Consider the following 21112-nt stretch of genomic DNA (forward strand, 5'->3'; position numbering starts at 1 on the left):
CACCTGCCGGAAACGTCGTCGGTTCGGATGCGGGGCCGGCGGGGGTCACCGCTCGTCGAAGTCGTCGGGGCGCACCTCGGCCTCCTCCAGGGCCTCGCGCATCGTGCGGCCGGTCGCGCCGGGCGTCCGGGAGGCGTTGTCGTCGTGCTGCTCCAGGACCTCGTCGGTGGTGTCCGTCTTGGGCCGGTTCTCCTCGGGGGTGGTCATGGCGGTGACTCCTCTCAAGATCTCGTCAGGCGGCGGGTTCCCGCCCGGCCTCCGGGTATCCCTGCCGCGGGCAGCTCATGTGCTCCCGCCGAGAAGCCCTGGTCATCACGGGGGGTGAGCTATGTTGAACCTCCGTGGGAGACGAAGGAGGCGCACCGGTGCCATCGCCGCAGCAGGCACGCGCACAGGCATCCGCGATCACCTCGGGGAAGGCGGTCGCGGAGGCGGAGGTCTCCCCGTCCGCCCAGCTCAGGTCGCTCTTCGACCGGCCGCGGCTGTCCCCGGGCCAGCGGCGCATCGCGCAGTACCTCATCGAGCACATCACCGAGGCGGCGTTCCTGTCGATCACGGACCTCGCGGACCGGGTCGGGGTGAGCCAGCCGTCGGTGACCCGGTTCGCCTCGGCGGTCGGCTTCAGCGGTTACCCGGCGCTGCGCGAGAAGCTCCAGTCGATCGCGCTCGGCACCCTCGCGGGCGGCCCCCCGGAGGAGCACCGGGGCAACGAACTGCAGGCGGCGGTCGACGCCGAGATCGAGAACCTGGAGAACCTGCGGCGCGACTTCGCCGACCCGCACCTGGTCATCGACATCGGCCGGGAGCTGTCGTCGTCGGCCCCCCTGACGGTCCTCGGCCTGCGCATCTCGGTCTCGCTCGCCGAGTACTTCGCCTATGCGGCGCGGCGGATCCACCCGGACGTGCGGGTGGTGACGCGGGGCGGCAGCGTCGCCTACGACGCCCTGCTGCAGTCCCGTGAGGCGGGCGGCACGTGGGTGCTGGCGTTCTCCATGCCGCGGCACGCCCAGGAGACCCTGACGGCGCTGCGGGTCGCGCGGGGCGCCGGGCTCAAGGTCGCCCTGATCACCGACCTGGCCCTCGGGCCGCTCGCCGACGAGGCCGACGTCGTCTTCGCCACCGGCACCGGCTCACGCCTGGTCTTCGACTCCTACGCGGCTCCGGGCGTGGTGTGCTCGGCGCTGCTCCAGGCCATGACGGACGCGGACCCGGAGCGGACGCAGGCGCGGCTCGAGGAGTACGAGCAGGTCGCCGACCAGCACCAGTTCTTCCTCCGCGACTGAGCCGCACCCACTCCGGCACACCGGCGCACCGGCCACAACAAAGCGCGCATGAATGTTTTCATGCTCCTTGCAAACCGGTTGGCATATATAAATACTGCTCACGGATCGCGACCCGGCTGCTCCGGATCCGTTCCGCACCCGTGGAGGCCGGGTCCTACCCGCTCCGGTGTCCCGGGTGTTCGTGGCGGCCCCGGTCATCCCCTAGGCCGGGGCCGCCCCGACCCGTCGTCCACCCTCACGACGCCGCACACCCGGAAGCGATGATCATGCCCCTGACGTCCACGCGCATCAGCCCGGACTGGCCCTGCCAGGTCAAGACCCCCGGGAGCTACGACTGGGAGCGCTCGGCGGCCAAGTGGCTGCGCGAGCTGGTCCCCGCGCGCTACGCCGGTTACCCCGTGTTCGTCCGTCACCCGGTGCTCCTCGCCCGGCACGCCCACATCCAGGTCCAGAACGAACTCCGGATCGCCCGCACCGCCCTGCAGACCGCCCGCGCCGACCTGCCCGGACTCGGTCTGCACGAGGGCGTCATCGAGCACACCATCAAGCTGTACGCGGCCGAGGTCATGCAGTTGCAGCACATCGCGCGCAGCGTCCGGGCCGTCACCCAGGCCCTGGTGGAGGCCAACCGCCCGTCGTGACGGCGGACGCAACCGGCTCACCGCGCTCGCGACGCGACGCCGGCGTTGCCGACACGGGGGGGGGGACGCCACCAAAGCGGCGAACGCCGGGGCGCCGCCCAGGCCCGGTCCGGCCTGCCCGGCGCCGCCGCGCAGACGCCGCCCCGCTCGACGACGGCCCCTACGACCGCCCTCGGCGCCTGTCCGCCCCCTGCTCGTGCAGTGGCTGATGACGCCGCACTCCACCGGCCGACCGCTGCGCCGCGGGCCGGCGTGTTCTCGCTGGTGCTGCCGCCGGTGCCGCCGAGGCGCCCCGGGCCGGAGCTGTGACCGGTGGGGCGTGTGGTGCGGGAGCACTCGCTGCCCACAAGGCGCTCTTCGAATCGGGCCGGATGTGCCATGCTCGACCCGTGAGCGAGCCCGTGACACCGGCCGAGCCCGGTGGCGCACCGGATCTGGCCGAACTGGCCAGGATCGTCGCCCGGCAGCGCGCCGAGATGGACCGGCTGCGCGATCAGGCGGCGACCTCGGCTGTCGTCGAACGGGCCAAGGGCGCGGTGATGGCCCTGACCGGGTGTTCCGCCGACGCGGCGGGCGAGCGGCTGCTCCAGCGGGCCAAGGCGGGCCGGCACACCCTGCTGGAGGAGTGCTGGATCACCCTCGGCAAGCTCGGGCCCACGGCGTCCGGCCCGGGCGGGGCGGCCGGGACCGCCGGGACGGACACTCCGGACACCGAGCTGCCCCTCCTGGAGGAGGTGTCCGCCCCGGACGACGTCGCCGCCGCGCTGGGCCGCCTCGGACAGGCCCTCGTTCGGGTGACGACACCGCAGGACCTCGCCCGCTGCCTGCTGGAGCACCTCGCACCGGACATGGGCGCGGACGCGGTCCTGATCTACGCCCGCAGGCCCGACGGCGGCCTCGAACTCATCGGGCACGCCGGCGTCGACGACGGTCTGGCCGCGCAGTGGGGCCGGGTGCCGCCGCTCAGCGGGATCGCCGCGCTGGACGCGCTGCGGGCGCGCGAACCGCGCTGGCTGGAGGACCTCGCCTCGGACACGCGGCAGTACCTGCTCATCGGCGACCCTCCCGAGCGGTGGCGCTCGCGGGCCTGGCTGCCGGTGCCGACCGCGGGCGCCGCCGAGGTCTGCATCGGCGTGCTGCGCGCCCGCGCCGGTGCGTTCACCCCGCGCGACCGCGCCCACCTGCGCGGGCTCACCGGGTTGTGCGCCGGCCGGCTACGCACCTTCGACACCCCCGTCGAGCGCTCCCCCGACGCCGCCACGGACGCGGTGCAGGCGCTGTTCGAGGCGCTGCCGATCGCGGCGATGCTGCTCACGCCGCTGCGGGCCGCGTCGGGCGAGACCGAGGACTTCCGGGTCGAGGCCGCGACCGCCCAGGTGGGCGATCTGCTGGACCGGCCGGGCGAGAATCCGGCCGGGCGGCGGCTGCTGGAGTTCCGCTCGGCCCTGGCGGCCCAGCCGCTGTGGCGCGGCTGCCTGCACGTGCTGGCCACCGGGGAGCAGTACGAGGGCGAGCCGTTCGCGCACGAGGAGGTCGTGGCGGGCGTCCCCGAGCTGTTCACCTACACCGTGCGGGTGGCGCCGCTGGGCGGCAGCCTGGTCGTCTCCTGGATCCGGCACGGCTCCTCCGACCGGCAGGAGCAGCGGCTCGCGGATCTGCAGCGGCTGGGCAACCTCGGCTGGGCGAGCTGGAACCTGAGCGGCCGGGAGGCCTCCTGGTCGACCCAGGTGTTCGCCCTCCTCGGCCGGGACCCCGCGCGCGGTCCGGTCGGGCTGACCGAGGTGCCCGAGCTGGCGCTGCCGGAGGACGCGCCCGCGCTGACCCGTGCCGTCGGCGAACTCGTCGCGCAGGGCCGGGCGTTCGACGTGCCGTTCCGGATCAGGACCGGCGGCGGCATCCGGCATCTGCGGCTCGCGGCCGAGGCGGTGACCGACATGCACGGCCGGCCCGTCGAGGTGCACGGCTTCGTGCAGGACATGACCGCCCGGCGGCGGGCGGAACTCGCCCTGGTGGAGAGCGAGCGGGCGATCCTCACCCAGCACGACGTGCTCCAGGCCGAGCGGACCCTGGCCTCCCGGCTGCAGCACGCACTGCTGCCGCTGGCCAACCGGCCGGTGCACCTGGCCGGGCTGCGCGTCGAAGTCGCCTACCTGCCCGCCCAGTCGGGCGTGCACGTCGGCGGGGACTGGTTCAGCGCCATCGAACTGCCCGAGGGGGACGCGCTGCTGGTGGTCGGCGACGTCGCGGGGCACGGCGTGGACGCCGTCGCCACGATGGCCCAGCTCCGCTTCACCGCCAAGGGCATGGTCATCACGGGCTCGTCGCTGACCGGCGCGCTGGCCCGGCTGAACACGCTGCTGCTGCACTCGCGGGACACGTACGCCACGGCGACGATGGTGCTGGCCCGCTACAGCCCTCGCCACCGCCGCCTGGTCTGGGCCCAGGCCGGGCACCCGCCGCCCCTGCTGCTGCGCGACGGCGAGGCGCGGTATCTCCAGCGCCCGCGCGGCATGCTCATCGGGGCGACCGGCACGCCGGTCTTCGAGGAGGCGGAGTGCCGTCTCGAACCGGGTGACCGGCTCATCCTGTTCACCGACGGCCTGGTCGAGCACCCGCCGGAGAGCATCGACCGGGGCATGGAACGCCTCGCCGAGGCCGTCGCCGCGTCCCAGGCCGAGGGGCCCGTGTCGCTCGGGCCGCTGCTCGCGCGGATGCTGCCGGACGAGCGGCGGGACGACGTGTGCGTCGTCGACGTCCGGGTCCCGGCGCTCCCGTAACGGCAGGCCGGCCGCCGGACGCGTGGGGCCCGCCGCCGGACGAGGAGCACCCAGCCCGGACGAGAGGGGGCCCGTCGCCCGCGCTCATGAGTCGCCGCGGTGCCGCCAGTACCACCACAGGCCCACGACCACGGCCAGCAGGAACAGGGTGGGCAGCACCAGGCCGGGGATGCGGGAGGCGTTCAAGGGCGGTGCCTTCGGTTCGCGGCGGTCCGGGCGGCTCGCCCGCCGCCCCGGCCCAGGGTGACGCCGTGCGGACGCGCCGCGGCGCCGCTTTCCCGGGACGTTGCCCGGTGTTCGACCCGGGGGACGCGAGGTCAGTCGACCGGGTGACCGGGATCGATCGTGAGGGCGTCGGACAGCCGCAGCAAGGGCTCCTCGCCGGTCTCCTCGGACGGCTTCCGTCCGCCCCACTCGACCGGGTCCAGCACGAAGCCGACGTGGTCGCCGCCGCCCGCGCGGGTGAGGATCCGGCCGACGAACCAGGCCGGGGCGTCCTCCAGGACCAGCGCCCCGCCGTACGCCTCGCGCAGCCGCACGCCCTCGAACTTGTCCGTCTCGTCGCCGGTGCTGCCGCCGAACAGCTCGGCCAGGGCGTGCTGTTCGCGGGTGAGCAGGTGCACGGCGAGGACCTCGGCGTCGCGGGCCACGCGGAAGGTGTGATTGAGCTCCGACAGCCACACCACGAACCGCACCGGCTTCATCGAGCACTGCGAGGCGAACCCGACCAGGCAGCCCGCCCGTTGATCCCCCGCGACGGCCGTGACCACGTACATGTCGGGGTTCAGCCGGTCGATGAACGCGTCCATGCCGCCATCGTCGCATCACCGCCGCGCCACGCGGCCGACCGCCCCGGGGTGTCGTCCGCGCAGAGCGGCACAGGTCAGCCGGCGACCGGTGCCGTGCGGGACTCCAGCGCCGCGCGGGTGTCGTCGCCGTAGACGCCGGTCTCGTCGCCGCGGATGCCGTACCAGAGCTGGAAGCGGGCGACCGCCGCGGTCAGGGTGGAGTCGTAGCGGCCGCTGGTGGAGCCGTCCCGGTAGACGTCCGGGATGCGCAGCAGCCGCGCCTGGAGTTCGGCCACCTCGGGGCCGGCGGCCCCCTCGCGGAGCGTGCCGCGGCCGTCCGGGTCGACGGCGGCGGTGGGCGGAGCGGGGCTGGGCGCGACGGTGCCAGGCACCGGCGCGGCGGAGCCGGGGGGCCGGGGTGCCGGGGCCGCGTCGTCCGCGGTGCCGCCGCCGTCCCCGAGCAGGAGCGCGCCGCCGAAGCCCAGTACCGCCGCCGCGACGACGGCCACCGCGACGGCGGCACGGCGCAGCCCGGCCCCGCCAGGCCCGGCACGGACACCACCGTGGGCCGGGGCGACGGCCGGCAGTTCCTCCGTGCGGGCCTCGGAGCCGGCCTGTGCACGCGCCGGCCCCTCGGGGACGGCCGGCCGACGTGTCCGGGTTCCCGGGCCGGCCGGCGAACGCGACCCGGCTCCCCGGCCGGCCGACCCGTGCGGCGGGCGCTTCAGGCCGGCCGGCGAACGCGGCAGGGTGACGGACTCGTAGTCGGACGACGTGTCACCGTCCGGCGCGGGGCCGCCGTCCGCCGCGCGGCCGGTCTCCGCGTGGTACTCCCGCATCAGTTCCGCCAGTGCGTCGGTGCGGCGCGGGCGCAGGACGCGGATGGGTTCCAGGGGCGGTCCGCCGTGCGGCGGCCGGGGCTCGGACGGTGTCGACACGCTGCTCTCCTTCGGTCCGGGCCTCAGGGCACCCGTCGCCGGGGATCGTCCTCTCCCCTCCATACGCGGCCGCCGCGCCGGAAGCTCAACCGCCGGCCGGCCGGGAGCGGAAAGCACTCAGTACCTCCGTGAGGCTGCACCGAGTGCCATTACGGGCCCCGCGAGTGCTACGTTCCGACGCATGAGCTCCGAGAAGGCCGATCCGGGGAACGGAAAGCCGCCCATGCGGGACGCCCTGGTGGCGGCGGCGTTCCGGTTGTTCCTGGAGCGGGGGTACGAGCAGACCACCGTCGACGACATCGTCGCGCTCGCCGGGGTCGGGCGACGCTCCTTCTTCCGCTACTTCCCCTCCAAGGAGGACGTGGTCTTCCCGGACCACGAGCGGTGCCTGGCCGACATGACGGCCTTCCTGGCCGCGGGCGCGGACGACGACGAACCCGTGCGGCGGGTCTGCGACGCGGCCCGGCTGGTGCTGCGGATGTACGCCGAGAACCCCAAATTCTCCGTGCAGCGCTACCGCCTGACCAGGCAGGTCCCCGGGCTGCGCGCCTACGAGCTGTCGGTGGTGTGGCGCTACGAGCGGGCCCTCGCCGCGTATCTGCGCCGGCGGTTCGCGGCCCGCCGGGACGGCACCCTGCGGGCCGACGTGATCGCGGCGGCGGTGGTCGCGGCGCACAACAACGCGCTGCGGTCCTGGCTGCGTTCGGACGGGCAGGGCGAGGCGAGCGCCGCGGTGGACCACGCGCTGGCCTACGTGCAGTCCGCCTTCGGCGGGGAGCCGGTGCCGCCGGCCGAGGAGCGGCCCGAGGACGTGGTGGTCGTCGTGTCGCGGCGCGGGGCCCCGCTGTGGCGGGTGGTGCAGGAGATCGAGTCGGTGATGGGGCGGCCCTGAGGCCCCACATTGAGGGTACGGAGTGCCTTTACGAGTGGCACTCAGTGCCATACCCTGTGCTGCGTGCACGGTGGCACGGCGAACCGCGCACGCGTGTGCGCGGGTGACCGCGCCCACGCAATTCCGGCCGAGTGCAGGGAGTTGACCAGCGTGTACCACCACTCAGGAAGCGTCACTCAGCAGGCCGCCGGCTCCGCGACGGGTCTGCTCGACACCAGGAGCGCGGACGCCGACGCCATTCTCTTCCAGCGCTGCACCTGGTGCGGCACGGCCATGTACCACCGGCTGCTGTGCCCGGTCTGCCGGGGTTCGGATCTGCGCACCGAGCGCAGCGTCGGCACGGGCACGGTGCGCCACTCCACCGTCGTGCACCGCAACACGCCCGCCGCGCGCAACGTGTCCCTGATCGAGATGTCCGAGGGGTTCGTCGTGCGCGGCCGGGTGATGGGCCCGCCCATCGGGATCCACAGCGGGGACCGGGTGCGGCTGTCCACGGCCAAGGACCCGGTCCGGGGCGAGCCGGTGTTCCAGCTGCTGGACGAGCCGTACCGAGCCTGGAGCTGACCTTTCCTCACATGGAGCTGCGGTGGTCGCAGCGCGCGGTCAGGTGACGGCCGGTGGGTGCGTCCGGGCCGCGCGAGAGTCCGTGTCGAGTCTCAGGGGGCGAGCACGATCCGCAGCCCGACCGTGCCGTCCACGCCCCGGCGCAGCCGGCTGCCGAGCAGGGTGAGCCGGCCCGTCAGGCCGTACTTGCGGGCGATGAGCTTGCGGTAGCGCGCGGTGGTGGCCGGATCGCAGATCTCCGCCGTGGCGGGCACCTGGCCGCCGGTCGGGTTGCCGCGCAGGTCACAGGGGCCGACCAGGACGTCGGGGCGGTTGCGGATCCGCTTGACCTTCCAGGAGTCGGCCACCGTCCAGACGCCGAGCGCGTCCCCGTCGCGCACCACCCAGACGGGGGTGGCGACCGGCGTCCCGTTCTTGCGGTAACTGGTGACCAGCAGGTACTTGCCCGCGCTCAGTGCGTCCAGTGCCCTGTCGTCCATGGTGGGCAGTCTACGGGCGTGCCCCCGGCTCAGGGCCGCGCGGAGGCCATTCTGTGCACCGCCTCGGTGATCACCTCGGGCGAGGTCGCCAGGTTGAGGCGGGCGTGCCCGGCGCCGCCGGTGCCGAAGGGCGGGCCGGCGGTGAGGGCGACGCGGCCGCGGCGCAGGAAGACGTCCGCGGGGTCGTCGCCGAGGTCCAGGCCGCGGCAGTCGAGCCAGGCCAGGTAGGTGGCGTCGCCCGGACGGTAGCGGATCCCGGGCAGGTGCTCGGCCAGCAGCCCGGCGAGCAGCCGCCGGTTGGCGTCGAGGCCGGCCAGCAGGGCGTCCAGCCAGGCGGCGCCGTCGCGCAGGGCGGCGGTGTGCGCGATGACGGCGACGTGGCTCGGACCGTGCCCGACCTCCTCCGGCATCCGGGCCAGATCGGCGGCGGCCCCGGGCCCGGCGATCGCCAGGGCGGCCTTGAGCCCGGCCAGGTTCCACGCCTTCGAGGCCGACATCAACGACAGGCCGCGTTCGGCACCCGGCACGCTCAGATACGGCACGAAGCCCGGGCCGGCCACCACGAGCGGGGCGTGGATCTCGTCGGCGACGACCCGCACGCCGTACCGCTCGGCGAGCGCGGCGACGGCCGCCAGTTCCGCGGCCGTGTGCACGGTGCCGGTCGGGTTGTGGGGACTGCACAGCAGGTAGGCGGCCCGTCCGCCGGCCGCGACGGCCTGCCGGAAAGCCTCCTCGAGGACATCGAGGTCCACCCGCCCGTCGGCACCGAGCGGGGCCTGGACGATCCGCCGGTCCAGGTGCGTGACGAAGTCGTAGAACGGCGGGTACACCGGCGGGTTGACGACCACCGCGTCCCCGTGGCCGGTGACCAGCTTCAGCATCTCGACCACGCCCAGCATGACGTCGGGCACGACCGCGGTGCGCTCGACGGCGAGCCCCTCCCAGTTCCACCGCTTGCCCGCGAACGCGGCGAGGGCCTGCGCGTAGGCGGTGCCGGCGGGGTATCCGGTGTCGCCGAGCCGCAGTGCCTCGGTGACGGCACGGACGACGGGCTCGGCGAGCGGCACGTCCATCTCGGCCACCCACAGCGGCAGCACGTCCTCGGGGTGGGTGCGCCACTTCATGCTGGTGCGGCGGCGGAGCTGGTCGAGGGTGAGGACGCGCAGGGGGTTCGGTTCACCGGACGTCTCGTGCGGGATCCTGGTCATGGGACCACGATAGGGGGCTGCGGGTGAGCGGCGATCGTGAGAGCGAGGAGCCTGACGGGGTGTGGGGCCCCGTTCTGGAGATCGCCTGCGACGAGTCCGGGTCGGACGGCGAGAACCTCACGGGCGGGAACACGGACGTGTTCGCGCACGGCAGCGTGTCGCTCTCCGTGGCGTCGGCCGCGGCGGCCGTACGGGAGATCCGGGACCGGATCCGCTCGCCGGCGGAGGAGTACAAGGCCAACCATCTGCTGCGGGAGAAGCACCGGGCGGTGCTGGAGTGGCTGCTCGCGCCGGCGGGGCCGATCCACGGGCGGGCGCGGGTGCACCTGGTGGAGAAGTCGTACGTCGTGGTGGAGCGGGCCGCCGGGCTGCTGCTGGACGGCCCGGCCGAGGCCCCGGCCCTGTATCGCGCGGGGCACGACACCTTCGGGGAGGAGGGCCGGCGGTCCTTCCTGGAGGCGGCCAACCGGCTGCTGCGGGTCCGCGACAACGGCGACCCCGTGGAGGCCTTCTACGGCACGGTCGAGGCGCTGCGCCGCGCGCACCCCGGCACGGAGGCGGCCCGGCTCCTCGGCCGGCTCGCCGCCACCCGGGCCCGCGCGGTGGCCTACCGGGCGGAGTTCCTGGCGGGGCCGCCGCTGATCCCGGTGCTCAACCCGCTGCTCCCGGCGATCGTGCGGACGGCCGCCCTGTGGAGCGGGGACGGGCGGCCGGTCCGGCTGGTCCACGACCGGCAGAACATGCTCACCCCGGACCGCATCGCCTGGATCGAGGAGGCGGCCCACCGCTCCGGGGTGGCCCTCGCCGGGGTGCGGCTGGTCGTCGCCCGGGACGACGCGCGGGTGCAGGTCGCCGACTTCCTCGCCGGCATCGCCCGCAAGATCGCCTCCGACGAGCTGAACGGACGCGGGGACCCGGCGCTCACCGCCCTGCTGCGGCCCTACGTCGACCCGGACTCGGTGTGGGGTGACGCGCGCAGCCGCGCCCTGCTCGCCGCCCCGCCGGCCGGCTGACGGCCGAAGAGATCACGCGCGCGGTGAACACCGCGCGGCTCGGCCCCGTATGGGAGGAAGGGCGCTCAACTGACGCAGGGCCCCGCGGTGTTCGCACCGCGCTGTTCGGGTTCGGGAGCCATGCATGAGGCACGCACGACGACGGGTCGTCCGGCGAGTGACACGGCTGGCGGCCGTCGGCGGACTCCTCCTCGGAGGAGCGATGGTCACACGCGCCGTGGCGAGCGAGCCTCCGGTGCCGTCCATCGGCGTCCCCTACGCGGCCAAGCCGGCCGGCGGCACGGGCAGCGACCTGGTCTCCCGCCTCGGCGCCTCCCGCACGGCGGGCAGTTGGGTGGACGCGGCCGGACGTCCGGTCGTCGCCGTCACCGACGAGAAGGCCGCCGCGGAGGTCGAACGGGCCGGGGCCCGGCCCAAGATGGTCAGTCACAGCATGCAGGACCTCAAGGCGGCGACGCGGACGCTGCGTTCGGCGCCCCGGGTCGCCGGGACCGCCTGGGCGCTGGACTACCGGAGCAACCAGGTCGTGGTGCGCGGCGACAGCACCGTCTCGGCCGCGGACTGGTCCCGGCTGACCGGGGTCGCGGAGCGCATCGGCGGCTTCGTCCGGATGGAGCGCACCGAGGGCACGTTCACGACGCGGCTCAACGGGGCGCAGCCGATCCTGTCGACCGCGGGGCGCTGCTCGGCGGGCTTCAACGTCACCGACGGCACGAACGACTACATCCTCACGGCGGGGCACTGCGGGCCCGACGGTTCCGTCTGGTTCGCCGACGACCGCGGTCGCCGGCAGGTCGGCACCTCGCTGCGGGGGAGCTTCCCGGGCGACGACTACTCTCTGGTGAAGTACGACAGCGGGCGCGCGGGGCAGGGCGCGGACGTGGTGTCGGTCGGCAACGGCAAGGGGGTGCGGATCACGGGCCTGGCCGATCCGCAGGTGGGGCAGCGGATCTTCCGCAGCGGCAGCACGAGCGGGCTGCGGCAGGGGGAGGTGACCGCCCTCGACGCGACGGTCAACTACCCCGAGGGCACGGTCACCGGCCTCATCGAGACCGACGTGTGCGCCGAACCCGGGGACAGCGGCGGCCCGATGTTCGCCGACGGTGTCGCGCTCGGCCTGACGTCGGGCGGCAGCGGGGACTGCGTGGCGGGCGGGACGACGTTCTTCCAGCCGGTGACGAAGGCGCTGAGCGAGCTGGGGGTGAAGCTGATCGTGGCCGCGCAGGACGGCGCCGGGAGCGGACCGGCGCCCGCGCCGTCGGCCTCGCAGGGCGCCGCCGCGGCCTCTCCCGGCTCCTCGGTGCCGGTGTCGGGCGCGGACGTGTCGTCCCTGCTGAGCCGGCTGACCGACCCGCGCAACGTGGGCCCGGGCCTGCTGGTCATCGCGGGCAGCCTGGTGGCTCTGGTGGCGACCCGCTGGATCCGCGCGGAGCAGGACCGCAAGGCGTACCGGCAGTACTACTCGGCAACATGGGGGTGAGGCGAGGGCCGAGGAGAGGGTGAGATGGGCACCCGTCGGGTCGGGGGTGCCCCGGGACGAGGGTCCGGCGCGTCCGCGGGACCGGACGGGTCAGGCCGCCGGCGCCGACTGCAGGGCCGCGGAGGCCCACTCCAGGACGAGGCGCTGGTACTCCTCGCGCTGCTCGACGCTCAGTGTCCCGCCCGATCGGCGCCACAGGGCCCGGATCTCCTCGTTGACCTCGTCAGCCGATCGCTCGGAAGAAGGTTCAACAGTGGTGGACATGCTGTGAAGCATACGTCGCCTCAGGTGAAGACGATGTGAGTAATCGTGAGGTAAGCGGCCATACCGGACAGTGTCGCTGATCACGTCCATCTCCCGGTAAACGTGAGCTGGTTCACGCTCCCGCCGATCCCGCCACCAGCTCCTCGACGGGCGGCCCGGCCGCGCCGCGCGCCCGGGGAACGCGCGGGTGGCGGCCCGTCACACCCTGCCGGGCCTCATCGCGCACGAGTCGGCGCGGCAGGGTGGCGCCCGGTGTCAGGTGCCCGGCTTGCGGCCGTAGACGAAGACGTCGTCGCCCTTCTTCAGCATGGACCAGTACTTCTTGGCGTCGGTCTTGGTCATGTTGACGCAGCCGCGCGAGCCCGGCGGGTTCCACATGCTGACGTTCGCCTGGTGGAAGGCCTGGCCGCCGTCGAAGAACTGGGCGTAGGGCATCGGCACGTCGTAGATGGAGGAGACGTGGTCGATGTTGCGCCAGTAGATCTTCTTCAGGCCGGTGCGGGTCTCGTCGCCGTTGCGGCCGGTGCGGACCGGGACGGGACCGTAGACGAGCTTCTTGCCGTCCTGGATCCAGCTCAGCTGGAGCGTCAGGTTCACACAGGCGATCCGGCCCTTGTTCACCGGGCACTTGCCGTCCTTGTTGGGGTTCTTCCCGACGGCCTTCTGCTTCTGCATCAGGTCCATCACGCCCCAGGTGACGGATCCGGCGTAGCCGATGTTCGGGGTGATGCCGTGCGTGGTCTGGAAGGCCTTGATGGCCTTGCAGTCGGCGGCGGACTGCTTGCCGTCGACCGGTCGGCCCAGGAACTTCTCCACCTGCTTCTGGAACGGGCCGGTCTGCGTGGTGCAGCTCGCGGCCGCGGCCGGCGTGGCGCCGAGCGCGAGCGTGAGCGGCGCCACCAGTGCGGTGAGCCCGAGTGCCACGGCACCCCGTCTGCGTACGTCCCCCATGGCTGGTCAGCCCTTTCGCGAAAGTGGTCTGCGATGTCTGCCAGCTAGACGGACGGGCACCCCCTGCGGTTGTGCACCGGACGGCGCCGGGACGGAACAGTGACATTCCCCACCGGGTCATGACGGTCGAACAGCATCAATTCCGGCATTCAGCACCCGGGCTCGTCCACGGCGGCGCGTGTCACCGGTAGCCGGTGGTGTCCGCCGGCCGGCCCTTGTCCTGGACCTCCTCCACGTAGCGCCAGGCGTCCGGGCGGCTGCCGTCGAGGTCGGTGAAGCCGTACACCTGGGCCAGGCCGCCGCTGGAGAGGGACGTGCCGTTGAAGCGGGCCACGTCCGGGTCGGCGGCCAGCGCGGTCACCGCCCGGCCCACGTAGCGCGGGGTCTCCGAGATGGCGAAGTGGGGGACGCGCTCCAGGGCGTCGCGCCAGTTGTCCTCGCGCACCCCGTAGATGTCGAGCATCAGCTCCGAGCGCAGCCAGCCGGGGGTGAGGGCGACGGCGGTGGCGCCGCGCGGCCCCAGTTCGTGGCCGAGGGCGAAGGCCATGCGCAGGACGGCGCTCTTGGCCAGGTCGTAGAAGAAGTTCACGCGGTAGTGCTCGCGGTTGTAGTCGGCGGTGCCGTCGGTCATCTCGACGACCAGGCCGCCGGGGTTGCGCAGCAGCAGGGGCAGGGCGTGGTGGCTGGTGATCGCGTGCGTCTCGACGGCGAGGCGGAGCAGGCGCAGGCCCTTGTCCAGGTCGTGCTCCCACAGTGTGGCGTCCCACTCGAAGAGCTTCTCGCCGCCCCAGATGTCGTTGACGAGGACGTCGAGGCGGCCCTGCTCGTCCGCGACGCGGTCGACCAGGGCGCGGACCTGCGCCGGGTCGAGATGGTCGGTGGGGACGGCGATGCCCCGTCCGCCGGCCTCGGTGACCAGGTCGGCGGTGTCCTCGATGGTCTCCGGCCGGTCGTACTCGGAGCGGCGCTCGCGGGTGGTGCGGCCGGTGACGTAGACCGTGGCGCCGGCCGCGCCGAGTTCGACGGCGATCCCCCGTCCGGCGCCCCGGGTCGCCCCGGCGACCAGTGCGACCTTGCCCTTGAGCGGAGCTGACATGTCCGGCCTCCCGTGCCCTCGACTGTGTGCCGGTCTCAGGGTGCCGGGTAAGCCGGACATCTTCTGTCGCCTTTTACGGCGACACGCGATCAGTGGCCCCGGGCGATCCACTCCTCCAGCTGCGGGGCCTCCGCGCCGATGGTGGTGGAGTCGCCGTGGCCGGTGCGGACGACGGTCTCGGGCGGCAGGGTGAGCAGCCGGTCGCGGATCGAGTCGATGATCGTGGGGAAGTGCGAGAAGGACCGGCCGGTGGCGCCCGGGCCGCCCTGGAACAGGGTGTCGCCGGTGAAGACGGTGCCGAGGGCGGGGTCGTACAGGCACACCGCGCCGGGCGCGTGCCCCGGGGTGTGGATCACCCGCAGGTCGGCGCCGCCGGCCTCGATGACCTGGCCGTCGACCAGCCAGGCGTCGGGCTCGCGGCCGGGGTGGGTCTGCTTCCACAGCGGCAGGTCGTCGTGGTGCAGCCAGATCGTGGCGCCGGTGCGCTCGGCGAGGGCCGGGGCGGCGTCGATGTGGTCGTTGTGGGCGTGCGTGCACACGATCGCGGTCAGGCGGCGGTCGCCGACGGCCTCGGCGATGGCGTCGACGTCGTGGGCGGCGTCGATCACGATCGCCTCGTGGTCGTCGCCGACGATCCAGACGTTGTTGTCGACGTCCCAGGTGCCGCCGTCGAGGGTGAACTGCCCGCTGGTGACGAGGTGTTCGACGCGCGTCGCCATCAGAGCACCACCACCGAGCGCAGCACGTCACCGTGGTGCATCCGCTCGAACGCCTTCTCCACCTCGTCCAGTCCGATCGTCTCGGTGACGAACGCGCCGAGGTCCAGGCGCCCTTGCAGATGCAGGTCGATCAGCATGGGGAAGTCCCGGGAGGGCAGGCAGTCGCCGTACCAGGAGGACTTCAGGGCGCCGCCGCGGCCGAACACGTCCAGCAGGGGCAGTTCGAGCTTCATCTCGGGGGTGGGCACGCCGACCAGGACGACCGTGCCGGCGAGGTCGCGGGCGTAGAAGGCCTGCTTGTAGGTCTCGGGGCGGCCGACCGCCTCGATGACGACGTCGGCGCCGAACCCGCCGGTGAGTTCGCGGATGGCCTCGACGGGGTCGGTCTCACGGGAGTTGACCGTGTGGGTGGCGCCCATGGAGCGGGCGGTCTCCAGCTTGCGGTCGTCGATGTCGACGGCGATGATCGTCCCCGCTCCGGCCAGGTGCGAGCCGGCGATCGCCGCGTCGCCGACCCCACCGCAGCCGATGACGGCCACCGAGTCGCCCCGGCCGACGTTGCCGGTGTTGATGGCGGCGCCGATGCCGGCCATCACACCGCAGCCCAGCAGCCCGGCCACCTGCGGGGCCACGGCCGGGTCGACCTTGGTGCACTGCCCGGCCGCGACCAGGGTCTTCTCGGCGAAGGCGCCGATGCCGAGGGCCGGCGACAGCTCGGTGCCGTCGGTCAACGTCATCCGCTGCCGCGCGTTGTGCGTGTCGAAGCAGTACCAGGGCCGTCCGCGCAGACAGGCGCGGCACTTCCCGCACACCGCACGCCAGTTGAGGATCACGAAGTCACCGGGCGCGACGTCGCTCACGCCGTCGCCCACCGCCTCCACCACGCCCGCGGCCTCGTGCCCGAGCAGGAACGGGAAGTCGTCGTTGATGCCGCCCTGCTTGTAGTGCAGGTCGGTGTGGCACACGCCGCAGGCCTGGACGCGCACGACCGCCTCGCCCGGGCCCGGATCGGGCACCACGATGGTCTCGATCCGCACCGGCTCGTCCTTGCCGGGTGCGATCACACCGCGTACTTCCTGCGCCATGCGCTGACTCCTTCGTCGGCCGGAGGTGCGTCCCTTCCGACCCTACGCGCGACTGATCGGTAACGGGCACGGATCGGCCACCCGCGTCTCCGTGAAAGCGCAGGCCGCGCCGCCCGCCGCCGACGTAGCCTGAACGCCCCGCCCGACGCCGAAGGAGCGACGTGAGCATCGCAGAGACCGGGACCGCCACCCCTCCCTGGCGGCTGCTCCTCGGCTACGTACGGCCGCACCGCAGGACGCTGGCGGCCGGCGCCGTGCTCTCCCTGGTCACCGGGGCGACCGGGCTGCTGCTGCCGCTCGTGGCGCGCGGCCTGATCGACGACCTGGCACACGACCGTGCCATCACGGGCGCGCTGCTGGCCATGTCGGCGCTGGTGGTGGCCAACGCGGCGCTGGGAGCGCTGGGTTCGTACGTGCTGCAGCGGACCGCCGAGTCGGTGGTTCTCGGCGCGCGGCAGGCCCTGTCGTCGTATCTGCTGCGGCTGCGGATCCCGGCGGTGGACCGCAGCGAGCCCGGGGACCTGATGGCCCGCATCACCTCCGACACCACCCTGCTGCGCGCGGTCACCACCGACTCCCTCGTCGGCCTGGGCACGGGCGGGCTGACGCTGGTCGCGACGGTGGTGATGATGGGCCTGGTGGACGCGGTGCTGCTGGGCGTGACCCTGGCGGTGATCCTCGGCGCGGGGGTCGTCCTCGGCGTGATCGTGCCGCGCATCAACCGGGCGAGCCGGCGGGCGCAGGACGCGGTGGGCGTCATGGGCGCCTCGCTGGAGCGGATCCTCGGCGCGCTGCGCACGGTGAAGGCCTCCGGTGCCGAGCACCGCGAGGAGGTCACGCTGCACGAGGCGGCGCGGGAGTCCTGGCGGCAGAGCGTGCGCGCCGCCAAGTGGTCGGCCGCGGCGGGCAACACGGCCGGGCTGGCCATGCAGATCGCCTTCATCACCGTGCTCGCGGTGGGCGGGGCGCGCGTGGCGACCGGCGCCGTCGACGTGGGCACCCTGGTGGCGTTCCTGCTGTACGTGTTCTATCTGATGTCGCCGATACAGCAGGTCGTCGGCGCCGTCACGCAGTACCAGACGGGCGCCGCGGCCCTCACCCGCATCCAGGAGGCGCTGCGCCTGCCCGCCGAGCCGGCCGCCGCTCCGGCGCCGCCGCCCTCCCCCGGCGCCGAGCCCGCCTCCGTCGCCTTCGACGACGTGCGCTTCCGCTACGCCGACGATCTGCCCTACGTCCACCACGGCGTGACGTTCACCGTGCCCGCGCGGGGCATGACCGCGTTCGTGGGTCCCTCCGGCGCGGGCAAGACCACCGTGTTCTCGCTGATCGAGCGGTTCTACGAACCCGACTCCGGGGTGATCAGGCTCGACGGCCGGGACCTGGCCGACTGGGAGCTGCCGCGGCTGCGCGCCGCCATCGGCTACGTGGAGCAGGACGCGCCGGTCCTGTCGGGCTCCCTGCGGGACAACCTGCTGCTGGGCCGGCCGGACGCGGACGAGGAGGCCGTCGCCCGGGTGCTGAAGACGACCCGGCTCGACGGGCTGGTCGCCCGGCTGCCGGACGGTCTCGACACGCTCGTCGGGCACCGGGGCACCAAGCTGTCGGGCGGTGAGCGCCAGCGCGTGGCCATCGCCCGGGCCCTGCTGCGCCGGCCGCGGCTGCTGCTGCTCGACGAGGCGACCTCGCAGCTGGACGCGGTGAACGAGGCGGCGCTGCGCGACACCGTCGCGGACGTGGCCCGGACGACGACGGTGCTGGTCGTGGCGCACCGGCTGTCCACGGTGACGATGGCCGACCGGATCGTGGTGATGGACGCGGGCCGGGTCCGGGCCGTGGGCACGCACCGCGAGCTGGTGACGGCGGACCCGCTCTACGCGGAGCTGGCGGCGACGCAGTTCCTGGCCGCCGGGGACTGAGCCCGGGCAGGGGTGAGGGCCGCCCGGGATCCGGGCGGCCCTCACCTGCCGGGGGGTGGCCGTCAGCGCACGTTGGGGAGGAAGCCGAAGACCGGGGAGACCAGGCCGACGACCTGGTTCAGCTGGTCGAGGTCGTTGAGGCGGTTGAGCCCGGCCAACTGCGAGGAGGGCCGCGGGATCTCGTCCTTGTGCTCGGCGGGGATGTCGCTCACGGTCAGCGAGTCGAGCGTGGCCATCGGGCTGAGCGGGCTCTTCGCCCCGGCGTCGGCCGCCTGCGCCATCGGCGCGGCGAGGCCGGTGACGCCGGCGGCGAGACCAACGGCGGCGACGATACGTCGTGTTGAGATCATGTATGGGGCAACGCGCGCGGGCCCCGCCGGACACGGGCGGGCGGCCCCGCTCACCCGTCAGGCCCAGCGTCCCCGCACTTGCCGGGGCCGCCGGGCGGGAGGAGGCTCGGGAGGGAAGACCCTTCGGAGGAGGTCACCATGGGAACCGCCGCAGACCCCGCCTTCGACCGGGAGACACTCCGCCGTGGCCTGGAGGGGGACCCGGACGTCCTGCTCTCCCTCTACGCCGACGACGCCGAGCTGCGGATCGTGGACCGCACGACCCAGCCGAGCCACCCCAAGGTCCTGCACGGCCGGGACGAGATCGGCCGGATGCTGGAGGACGTCTACAGCCGCGACATGTCGCACCGGCTGGAGCGCTGCGTGGTCGAGGGCGACGCGGCCGCCTACAGCGAGAGCTGCGAGTACGCCGACGGCGTGCGCGTGCTGTCCGAGTCCATGCTCTCCCTGCGGGACGGCAAGATCGCCGAGCAGACCCTGGTGCAGGCCTGGGACGAGTAGGCACCGGCCGACCTGGGACGAGTGGGCACCGGCCGGCCGGGCCCGGTCGGGACGGCCGCGGGGGCCGTGACCGGCGCCGAGGTGGAGCACCACCGGGGAGCGACCCCGCGGAAGCCGACGCCGTGCGCCTGGGCGGAGCCCGCACCCGCCCGGCGGCGCACCATGTCGCGGGCACGCCTGCTGGACGTGTGATCAGCGCGTCCAGGCGCTGTAGGACAGGACCGCGCCCTTGTCGACGCCGTACTCGGGGTCGGGAGCGGTGAGGGTGCTTTCGAGGCCGAGGACGGCGCCGGTGGCCGGGTCCATGATCAGCATGTGGCGGACGCCGGGCGTGTCGGTCACGTAGGCCTGGCCGCGCCGGCCCAGCCGGTCGGTGACGCGGCCGGCCGGCCGCAGGCCCTCGGCGTCGGCGAGGAGCCGGGCGAGTGCCGCGCTCTCCCGGGCGCCGAGGGTCCAGTGGTCGAGCAGCGTCGCCACGGCGTCCAGCAGTTGGGGTGTGGTCAGCGGCGCGGCCGTGTACTGCGCCTCCGCCAGATAGGCGCGCAGCCGGTCCGTCCGGCGCGGCGGGGGTGACTGGGGCGGGGCGTCGCTCCAGCTCGGCGGGTAGGTCCGGTCGAGCAGGACGCGTCCGTCGCCGACGAGTCGCGGCGTGCCGTCCGCGTCGGACAGGACCGGGCGGGCGGGGTGCCGCGGGTCGGTCGCCACGACGAGTTCGGTGTGGCTGCCGTCGGGTCGCCAGCGTACGAGGCGCTCCTCGGGCAGGGTGACGGGCGGTCCGTCGTCCGACATGCCGAGGCTCCAGGAGCGCACATGGGTGCCCTTGCGCAGACGGGGTGCGTCGGGGGTTCCGGCCGCGGCGGCCGCGCGCTCGGCCAGCCGGTCGAGGGGTACGGGCGCGGAGCCGGTGTCGATCACCAGCGGGCGTGGCGCGGCGAGGGCGGGCGGGGTGCTCGGCCCGTTCAGCACGAGCGTGAGGGTCAGGGCGGTGACGAGGGCCGTGGCGACCAGGCCCCAGACGAGACGGAGCCGTCCGTGTCCCGCCGGTGCGCGACCGGACCCGCCGGAGAGTTGGAGACGGTCGAAGAGCCGGAGACGGCCCAAGACTCCCGCACGGCCGGGAAGCCGGAGACGGCCGGAAAGCCAGAGGCGGAGGCGGTCGGAAAGCCGGAAGCGGTCGGAAGGCCGGAGACGGTCCGAGGTCCGGAAACGGTCGGCGAGCCGGGGACCGTCGAGGAGCCGTGGCCGCTCCTGCCCCGTACGCACCGTGGGCGGTTCGTCGGCGCCGCTCAGCAACCGCTCGAGCCGGTGCTCGGCGCGGCGGTCCAGGGGACCGTCGCCGAAGCGGTGGCCGTGGGAAGGCACCGGATCGGCACTGCGCAGCAGGTCGAGTTCGTCAGCCATGGCCGTGTTCCTCCGGGGCGGTCACGCGGGTGTGCTCGGTGAAGGCGGGCTCGGGCCGCAGACGGTCGATCTCCGCTCTGAGGCGGCGCCGCGCCCGGTGCAGCCGCATGGCCGCGGCCCGGCTGCCGCAGCCGAGGGCGACGGCGATCTCGTCGACGCCGAGGTCCTCCCAGGCCGCGAGGCGCAGCACCTCCTGGTCGGCCGGGGACAGCCGGGCGAGGGCCTCGTGCACCCAGCCGCCGGGGGTGTCGGCCTCGGGGCCCGCCGCGATGTGCCGGCCGTGCGCGGTGTCGTCGTTGCCGAGCCGGTCGACGAGCCGCCGGCGGCGTCCGTGCCCGCGTACCGTGTTGGCCAGGCAGTTGCGCGCCACTCCGTACAGCCACGGCAGCGGGGCGTCCGGCAGGTCGGCCCGGCGCCGCCAGGCGACCGTGAACACCTCCGCCACCACTTCCTCCACCTCACCGGCCCGCCCGTCCAGTCGCCGTGCGACATAGCGGCTGACCGCCCAGTAGTGCTCGCGGTAGGCAGCGGCGAAGATCTCGTCGTTGCTCATGTCCCGTTCGTGTCCGGCACTTTCCCGATCGTCACACCCGGTTCCCGTGACGCTCGTCGCGTCCCTGGAGTGTGACGTGCGGGCGGGGCCCGGACACAGGCGGGGCATGAGGCACCTGAAGTGGCTGACGACCACGGACCACAAGACGATCGGCACGCTGTACCTGGCGACGTCGTTCGCGTTCTTCGTCATCGGTGGCGTGATGGCGCTGTT

22 protein-coding genes and 1 pseudogene are annotated in these 21112 nt (G+C 74.0%); 10 read left to right on the forward strand and 13 right to left on the reverse strand.

Annotated elements, in window-relative coordinates; translation table 11 throughout:
* Positions 1-45: 45 nt before the first annotated feature.
* Positions 46-207, reverse strand: coding sequence for a hypothetical protein (locus ACIGAN_RS06100; RefSeq protein WP_365098723.1), 162 nt, complete (start codon positions 205-207; stop codon positions 46-48).
* 158 nt (positions 208-365) lie between these two features.
* On the opposite strand from ACIGAN_RS06100, the gene ACIGAN_RS06105 reads away from it, so the two are divergent.
* From ACIGAN_RS06105 to ACIGAN_RS06115, 3 genes are all read left to right on the forward strand, one after another.
* A complete protein-coding gene (locus tag ACIGAN_RS06105; protein ID WP_365098724.1) occupies positions 366-1283 on the forward strand; it encodes a MurR/RpiR family transcriptional regulator in 918 nt (305 codons plus the stop codon).
* 260 nt (positions 1284-1543) lie between these two features.
* On the forward strand, positions 1544-1924 hold the full coding sequence (locus ACIGAN_RS06110) for a hypothetical protein (protein WP_365098725.1): 381 nt from the start codon (positions 1544-1546) through the stop codon (positions 1922-1924).
* 371 nt (positions 1925-2295) lie between these two features.
* Positions 2296-4701: a SpoIIE family protein phosphatase gene (locus ACIGAN_RS06115; RefSeq protein WP_399855278.1), complete on the forward strand. Its 2406-nt coding sequence runs from the start codon at positions 2296-2298 to the stop codon at positions 4699-4701.
* A 317-nt stretch (positions 4702-5018) separates the two neighbouring features.
* Here ACIGAN_RS06115 and ACIGAN_RS06120 read toward each other — a convergent pair whose 3' ends face one another.
* Together ACIGAN_RS06120 and ACIGAN_RS06125 are read right to left on the reverse strand one after the other, a co-directional pair.
* Positions 5019-5510 (reverse strand): flavin reductase family protein, encoded by a 492-nt coding sequence (locus ACIGAN_RS06120; RefSeq protein WP_399855280.1) that lies wholly within the window; start codon positions 5508-5510, stop codon positions 5019-5021.
* Between the two features lie 74 nt (positions 5511-5584).
* Positions 5585-6427, reverse strand: a complete 843-nt coding sequence (locus ACIGAN_RS06125) for a peptidoglycan-binding protein (RefSeq protein WP_399855281.1) — start codon at positions 6425-6427, stop codon at positions 5585-5587.
* A 181-nt stretch (positions 6428-6608) separates the two neighbouring features.
* On the opposite strand from ACIGAN_RS06125, the gene ACIGAN_RS06130 reads away from it, so the two are divergent.
* Complete coding sequence (locus ACIGAN_RS06130) at positions 6609-7319, forward strand: TetR family transcriptional regulator (RefSeq protein ID WP_399855283.1); 711 nt, start codon at positions 6609-6611, stop codon at positions 7317-7319.
* Between the two features lie 150 nt (positions 7320-7469).
* Positions 7470-7883, forward strand: a complete 414-nt coding sequence (locus tag ACIGAN_RS06135) for a Zn-ribbon domain-containing OB-fold protein (protein ID WP_365098729.1) — start codon at positions 7470-7472, stop codon at positions 7881-7883.
* 92 nt (positions 7884-7975) lie between these two features.
* Here the strand turns inward: ACIGAN_RS06135 and ACIGAN_RS06140 are convergent, their stop codons facing one another.
* The gene (locus ACIGAN_RS06140; protein ID WP_365743948.1) at positions 7976-8362 is read right to left on the reverse strand and encodes a PPOX class F420-dependent oxidoreductase; all 387 of its coding nucleotides are present in this window, start codon (positions 8360-8362) and stop codon (positions 7976-7978) included.
* Between the two features lie 29 nt (positions 8363-8391).
* Positions 8392-9570 carry a MalY/PatB family protein gene (locus tag ACIGAN_RS06145; RefSeq protein WP_399855287.1) on the reverse strand — a complete coding sequence of 393 codons (1179 nt, stop codon included), beginning with the start codon at positions 9568-9570 and terminating at the stop codon, positions 8392-8394.
* A 23-nt stretch (positions 9571-9593) separates the two neighbouring features.
* Here ACIGAN_RS06145 and ACIGAN_RS06150 point away from each other — a divergent pair, with 23 nt between their 5' ends.
* A complete protein-coding gene (locus tag ACIGAN_RS06150) occupies positions 9594-10583 on the forward strand; it encodes a hypothetical protein (protein WP_399855290.1) in 990 nt (329 codons plus the stop codon).
* A gap of 124 nt (positions 10584-10707) precedes the next feature.
* Positions 10708-12063, forward strand: coding sequence for a S1 family peptidase (locus ACIGAN_RS06155; protein WP_399855293.1), 1356 nt, complete (start codon positions 10708-10710; stop codon positions 12061-12063).
* Positions 12064-12153: 90 nt separating this feature from the next.
* On the opposite strand, the gene ACIGAN_RS06160 is transcribed toward ACIGAN_RS06155, so the two are convergent.
* From ACIGAN_RS06160 to ACIGAN_RS06180, 5 genes are all read right to left on the reverse strand, one after another.
* Positions 12154-12339 carry a hypothetical protein gene (locus tag ACIGAN_RS06160; RefSeq protein WP_365098734.1) on the reverse strand — a complete coding sequence of 62 codons (186 nt, stop codon included), beginning with the start codon at positions 12337-12339 and terminating at the stop codon, positions 12154-12156.
* A gap of 243 nt (positions 12340-12582) precedes the next feature.
* Entirely contained in the window at positions 12583-13278 is a 696-nt protein-coding gene (locus ACIGAN_RS06165; protein WP_399855296.1) for a L,D-transpeptidase family protein, read from the reverse strand.
* Positions 13279-13459: 181 nt separating this feature from the next.
* Positions 13460-14374, reverse strand: coding sequence for an SDR family oxidoreductase (locus ACIGAN_RS06170; RefSeq protein WP_399855299.1), 915 nt, complete (start codon positions 14372-14374; stop codon positions 13460-13462).
* 89 nt (positions 14375-14463) lie between these two features.
* Positions 14464-15093: an MBL fold metallo-hydrolase gene (locus ACIGAN_RS06175; RefSeq protein WP_399855302.1), complete on the reverse strand. Its 630-nt coding sequence runs from the start codon at positions 15091-15093 to the stop codon at positions 14464-14466.
* Positions 15093-16178: an S-(hydroxymethyl)mycothiol dehydrogenase gene (locus tag ACIGAN_RS06180; RefSeq protein WP_399855305.1), complete on the reverse strand. Its 1086-nt coding sequence runs from the start codon at positions 16176-16178 to the stop codon at positions 15093-15095. The genes ACIGAN_RS06175 and ACIGAN_RS06180 overlap by 1 nt, the downstream gene beginning before the upstream one ends.
* Before the next feature lie 161 nt (positions 16179-16339).
* Here ACIGAN_RS06180 and ACIGAN_RS06185 point away from each other — a divergent pair, with 161 nt between their 5' ends.
* The gene (locus ACIGAN_RS06185; RefSeq protein WP_399855307.1) at positions 16340-18094 is read left to right on the forward strand and encodes an ABC transporter ATP-binding protein; all 1755 of its coding nucleotides are present in this window, start codon (positions 16340-16342) and stop codon (positions 18092-18094) included.
* Between the two features lie 62 nt (positions 18095-18156).
* Here ACIGAN_RS06185 and ACIGAN_RS06190 read toward each other — a convergent pair whose 3' ends face one another.
* The gene (locus tag ACIGAN_RS06190; RefSeq protein WP_365098740.1) at positions 18157-18444 is read right to left on the reverse strand and encodes a hypothetical protein; all 288 of its coding nucleotides are present in this window, start codon (positions 18442-18444) and stop codon (positions 18157-18159) included.
* 138 nt (positions 18445-18582) lie between these two features.
* Between ACIGAN_RS06190 and ACIGAN_RS06195 the strand changes: the two genes are divergently transcribed.
* Complete coding sequence (locus ACIGAN_RS06195) at positions 18583-18945, forward strand: nuclear transport factor 2 family protein (RefSeq protein WP_365098741.1); 363 nt, start codon at positions 18583-18585, stop codon at positions 18943-18945.
* 192 nt (positions 18946-19137) lie between these two features.
* On the opposite strand, the gene ACIGAN_RS06200 is transcribed toward ACIGAN_RS06195, so the two are convergent.
* Together ACIGAN_RS06200 and ACIGAN_RS06205 are read right to left on the reverse strand one after the other, a co-directional pair.
* Positions 19138-20346, reverse strand: coding sequence for a CU044_5270 family protein (locus ACIGAN_RS06200; protein WP_399855310.1), 1209 nt, complete (start codon positions 20344-20346; stop codon positions 19138-19140).
* Positions 20339-20899: an RNA polymerase sigma factor gene (locus ACIGAN_RS06205; RefSeq protein WP_365098743.1), complete on the reverse strand. Its 561-nt coding sequence runs from the start codon at positions 20897-20899 to the stop codon at positions 20339-20341. The genes ACIGAN_RS06200 and ACIGAN_RS06205 overlap by 8 nt, the downstream gene beginning before the upstream one ends.
* Here ACIGAN_RS06205 and ACIGAN_RS06210 point away from each other — a divergent pair.
* Positions 20898-21112, forward strand: a pseudogene (locus ACIGAN_RS06210) (hypothetical protein); the annotation flags it as partial. The gene ACIGAN_RS06205 and the pseudogene ACIGAN_RS06210 overlap by 2 nt on opposite strands.

It is taken from the genome of Streptomyces sp. NPDC085931 (assembly GCF_044540565.1).
Classification (GTDB): domain Bacteria; phylum Actinomycetota; class Actinomycetes; order Streptomycetales; family Streptomycetaceae; genus Streptomyces.

Bases quoted from the DNA above. Each gene is read 5' to 3' on its own strand.
- ACIGAN_RS06170 (WP_399855299.1), bottom strand. From the start codon at position 14,374: ATGTCAGCTCCGCTCAAGGGCAAGGTCGCACTGGTCGCCGGGGCGACC.
- ACIGAN_RS06140 (WP_365743948.1), bottom strand. From the start codon at position 8,362: ATGGACGACAGGGCACTGGACGCACTGAGCGCGGGCAAGTACCTGCTG.
- ACIGAN_RS06100 (WP_365098723.1), bottom strand. From the start codon at position 207: ATGACCACCCCCGAGGAGAACCGGCCCAAGACGGACACCACCGACGAG.
- ACIGAN_RS06180 (WP_399855305.1), bottom strand. From the start codon at position 16,178: ATGGCGCAGGAAGTACGCGGTGTGATCGCACCCGGCAAGGACGAGCCG.
- ACIGAN_RS06195 (WP_365098741.1), top strand. From the start codon at position 18,583: ATGGGAACCGCCGCAGACCCCGCCTTCGACCGGGAGACACTCCGCCGT.
- ACIGAN_RS06160 (WP_365098734.1), bottom strand. From the start codon at position 12,339: ATGCTTCACAGCATGTCCACCACTGTTGAACCTTCTTCCGAGCGATCG.
- ACIGAN_RS06110 (WP_365098725.1), top strand. From the start codon at position 1,544: ATGATCATGCCCCTGACGTCCACGCGCATCAGCCCGGACTGGCCCTGC.
- ACIGAN_RS06205 (WP_365098743.1), bottom strand. From the start codon at position 20,899: ATGAGCAACGACGAGATCTTCGCCGCTGCCTACCGCGAGCACTACTGG.
- ACIGAN_RS06120 (WP_399855280.1), bottom strand. From the start codon at position 5,510: ATGGACGCGTTCATCGACCGGCTGAACCCCGACATGTACGTGGTCACG.
- ACIGAN_RS06165 (WP_399855296.1), bottom strand. From the start codon at position 13,278: ATGGGGGACGTACGCAGACGGGGTGCCGTGGCACTCGGGCTCACCGCA.
- ACIGAN_RS06175 (WP_399855302.1), bottom strand. From the start codon at position 15,093: ATGGCGACGCGCGTCGAACACCTCGTCACCAGCGGGCAGTTCACCCTC.
- ACIGAN_RS06130 (WP_399855283.1), top strand. From the start codon at position 6,609: ATGAGCTCCGAGAAGGCCGATCCGGGGAACGGAAAGCCGCCCATGCGG.
- ACIGAN_RS06155 (WP_399855293.1), top strand. From the start codon at position 10,708: ATGAGGCACGCACGACGACGGGTCGTCCGGCGAGTGACACGGCTGGCG.
- ACIGAN_RS06145 (WP_399855287.1), bottom strand. From the start codon at position 9,570: ATGACCAGGATCCCGCACGAGACGTCCGGTGAACCGAACCCCCTGCGC.
- ACIGAN_RS06190 (WP_365098740.1), bottom strand. From the start codon at position 18,444: ATGATCTCAACACGACGTATCGTCGCCGCCGTTGGTCTCGCCGCCGGC.
- ACIGAN_RS06200 (WP_399855310.1), bottom strand. From the start codon at position 20,346: ATGGCTGACGAACTCGACCTGCTGCGCAGTGCCGATCCGGTGCCTTCC.
- ACIGAN_RS06115 (WP_399855278.1), top strand. From the start codon at position 2,296: ATGTGCCATGCTCGACCCGTGAGCGAGCCCGTGACACCGGCCGAGCCC.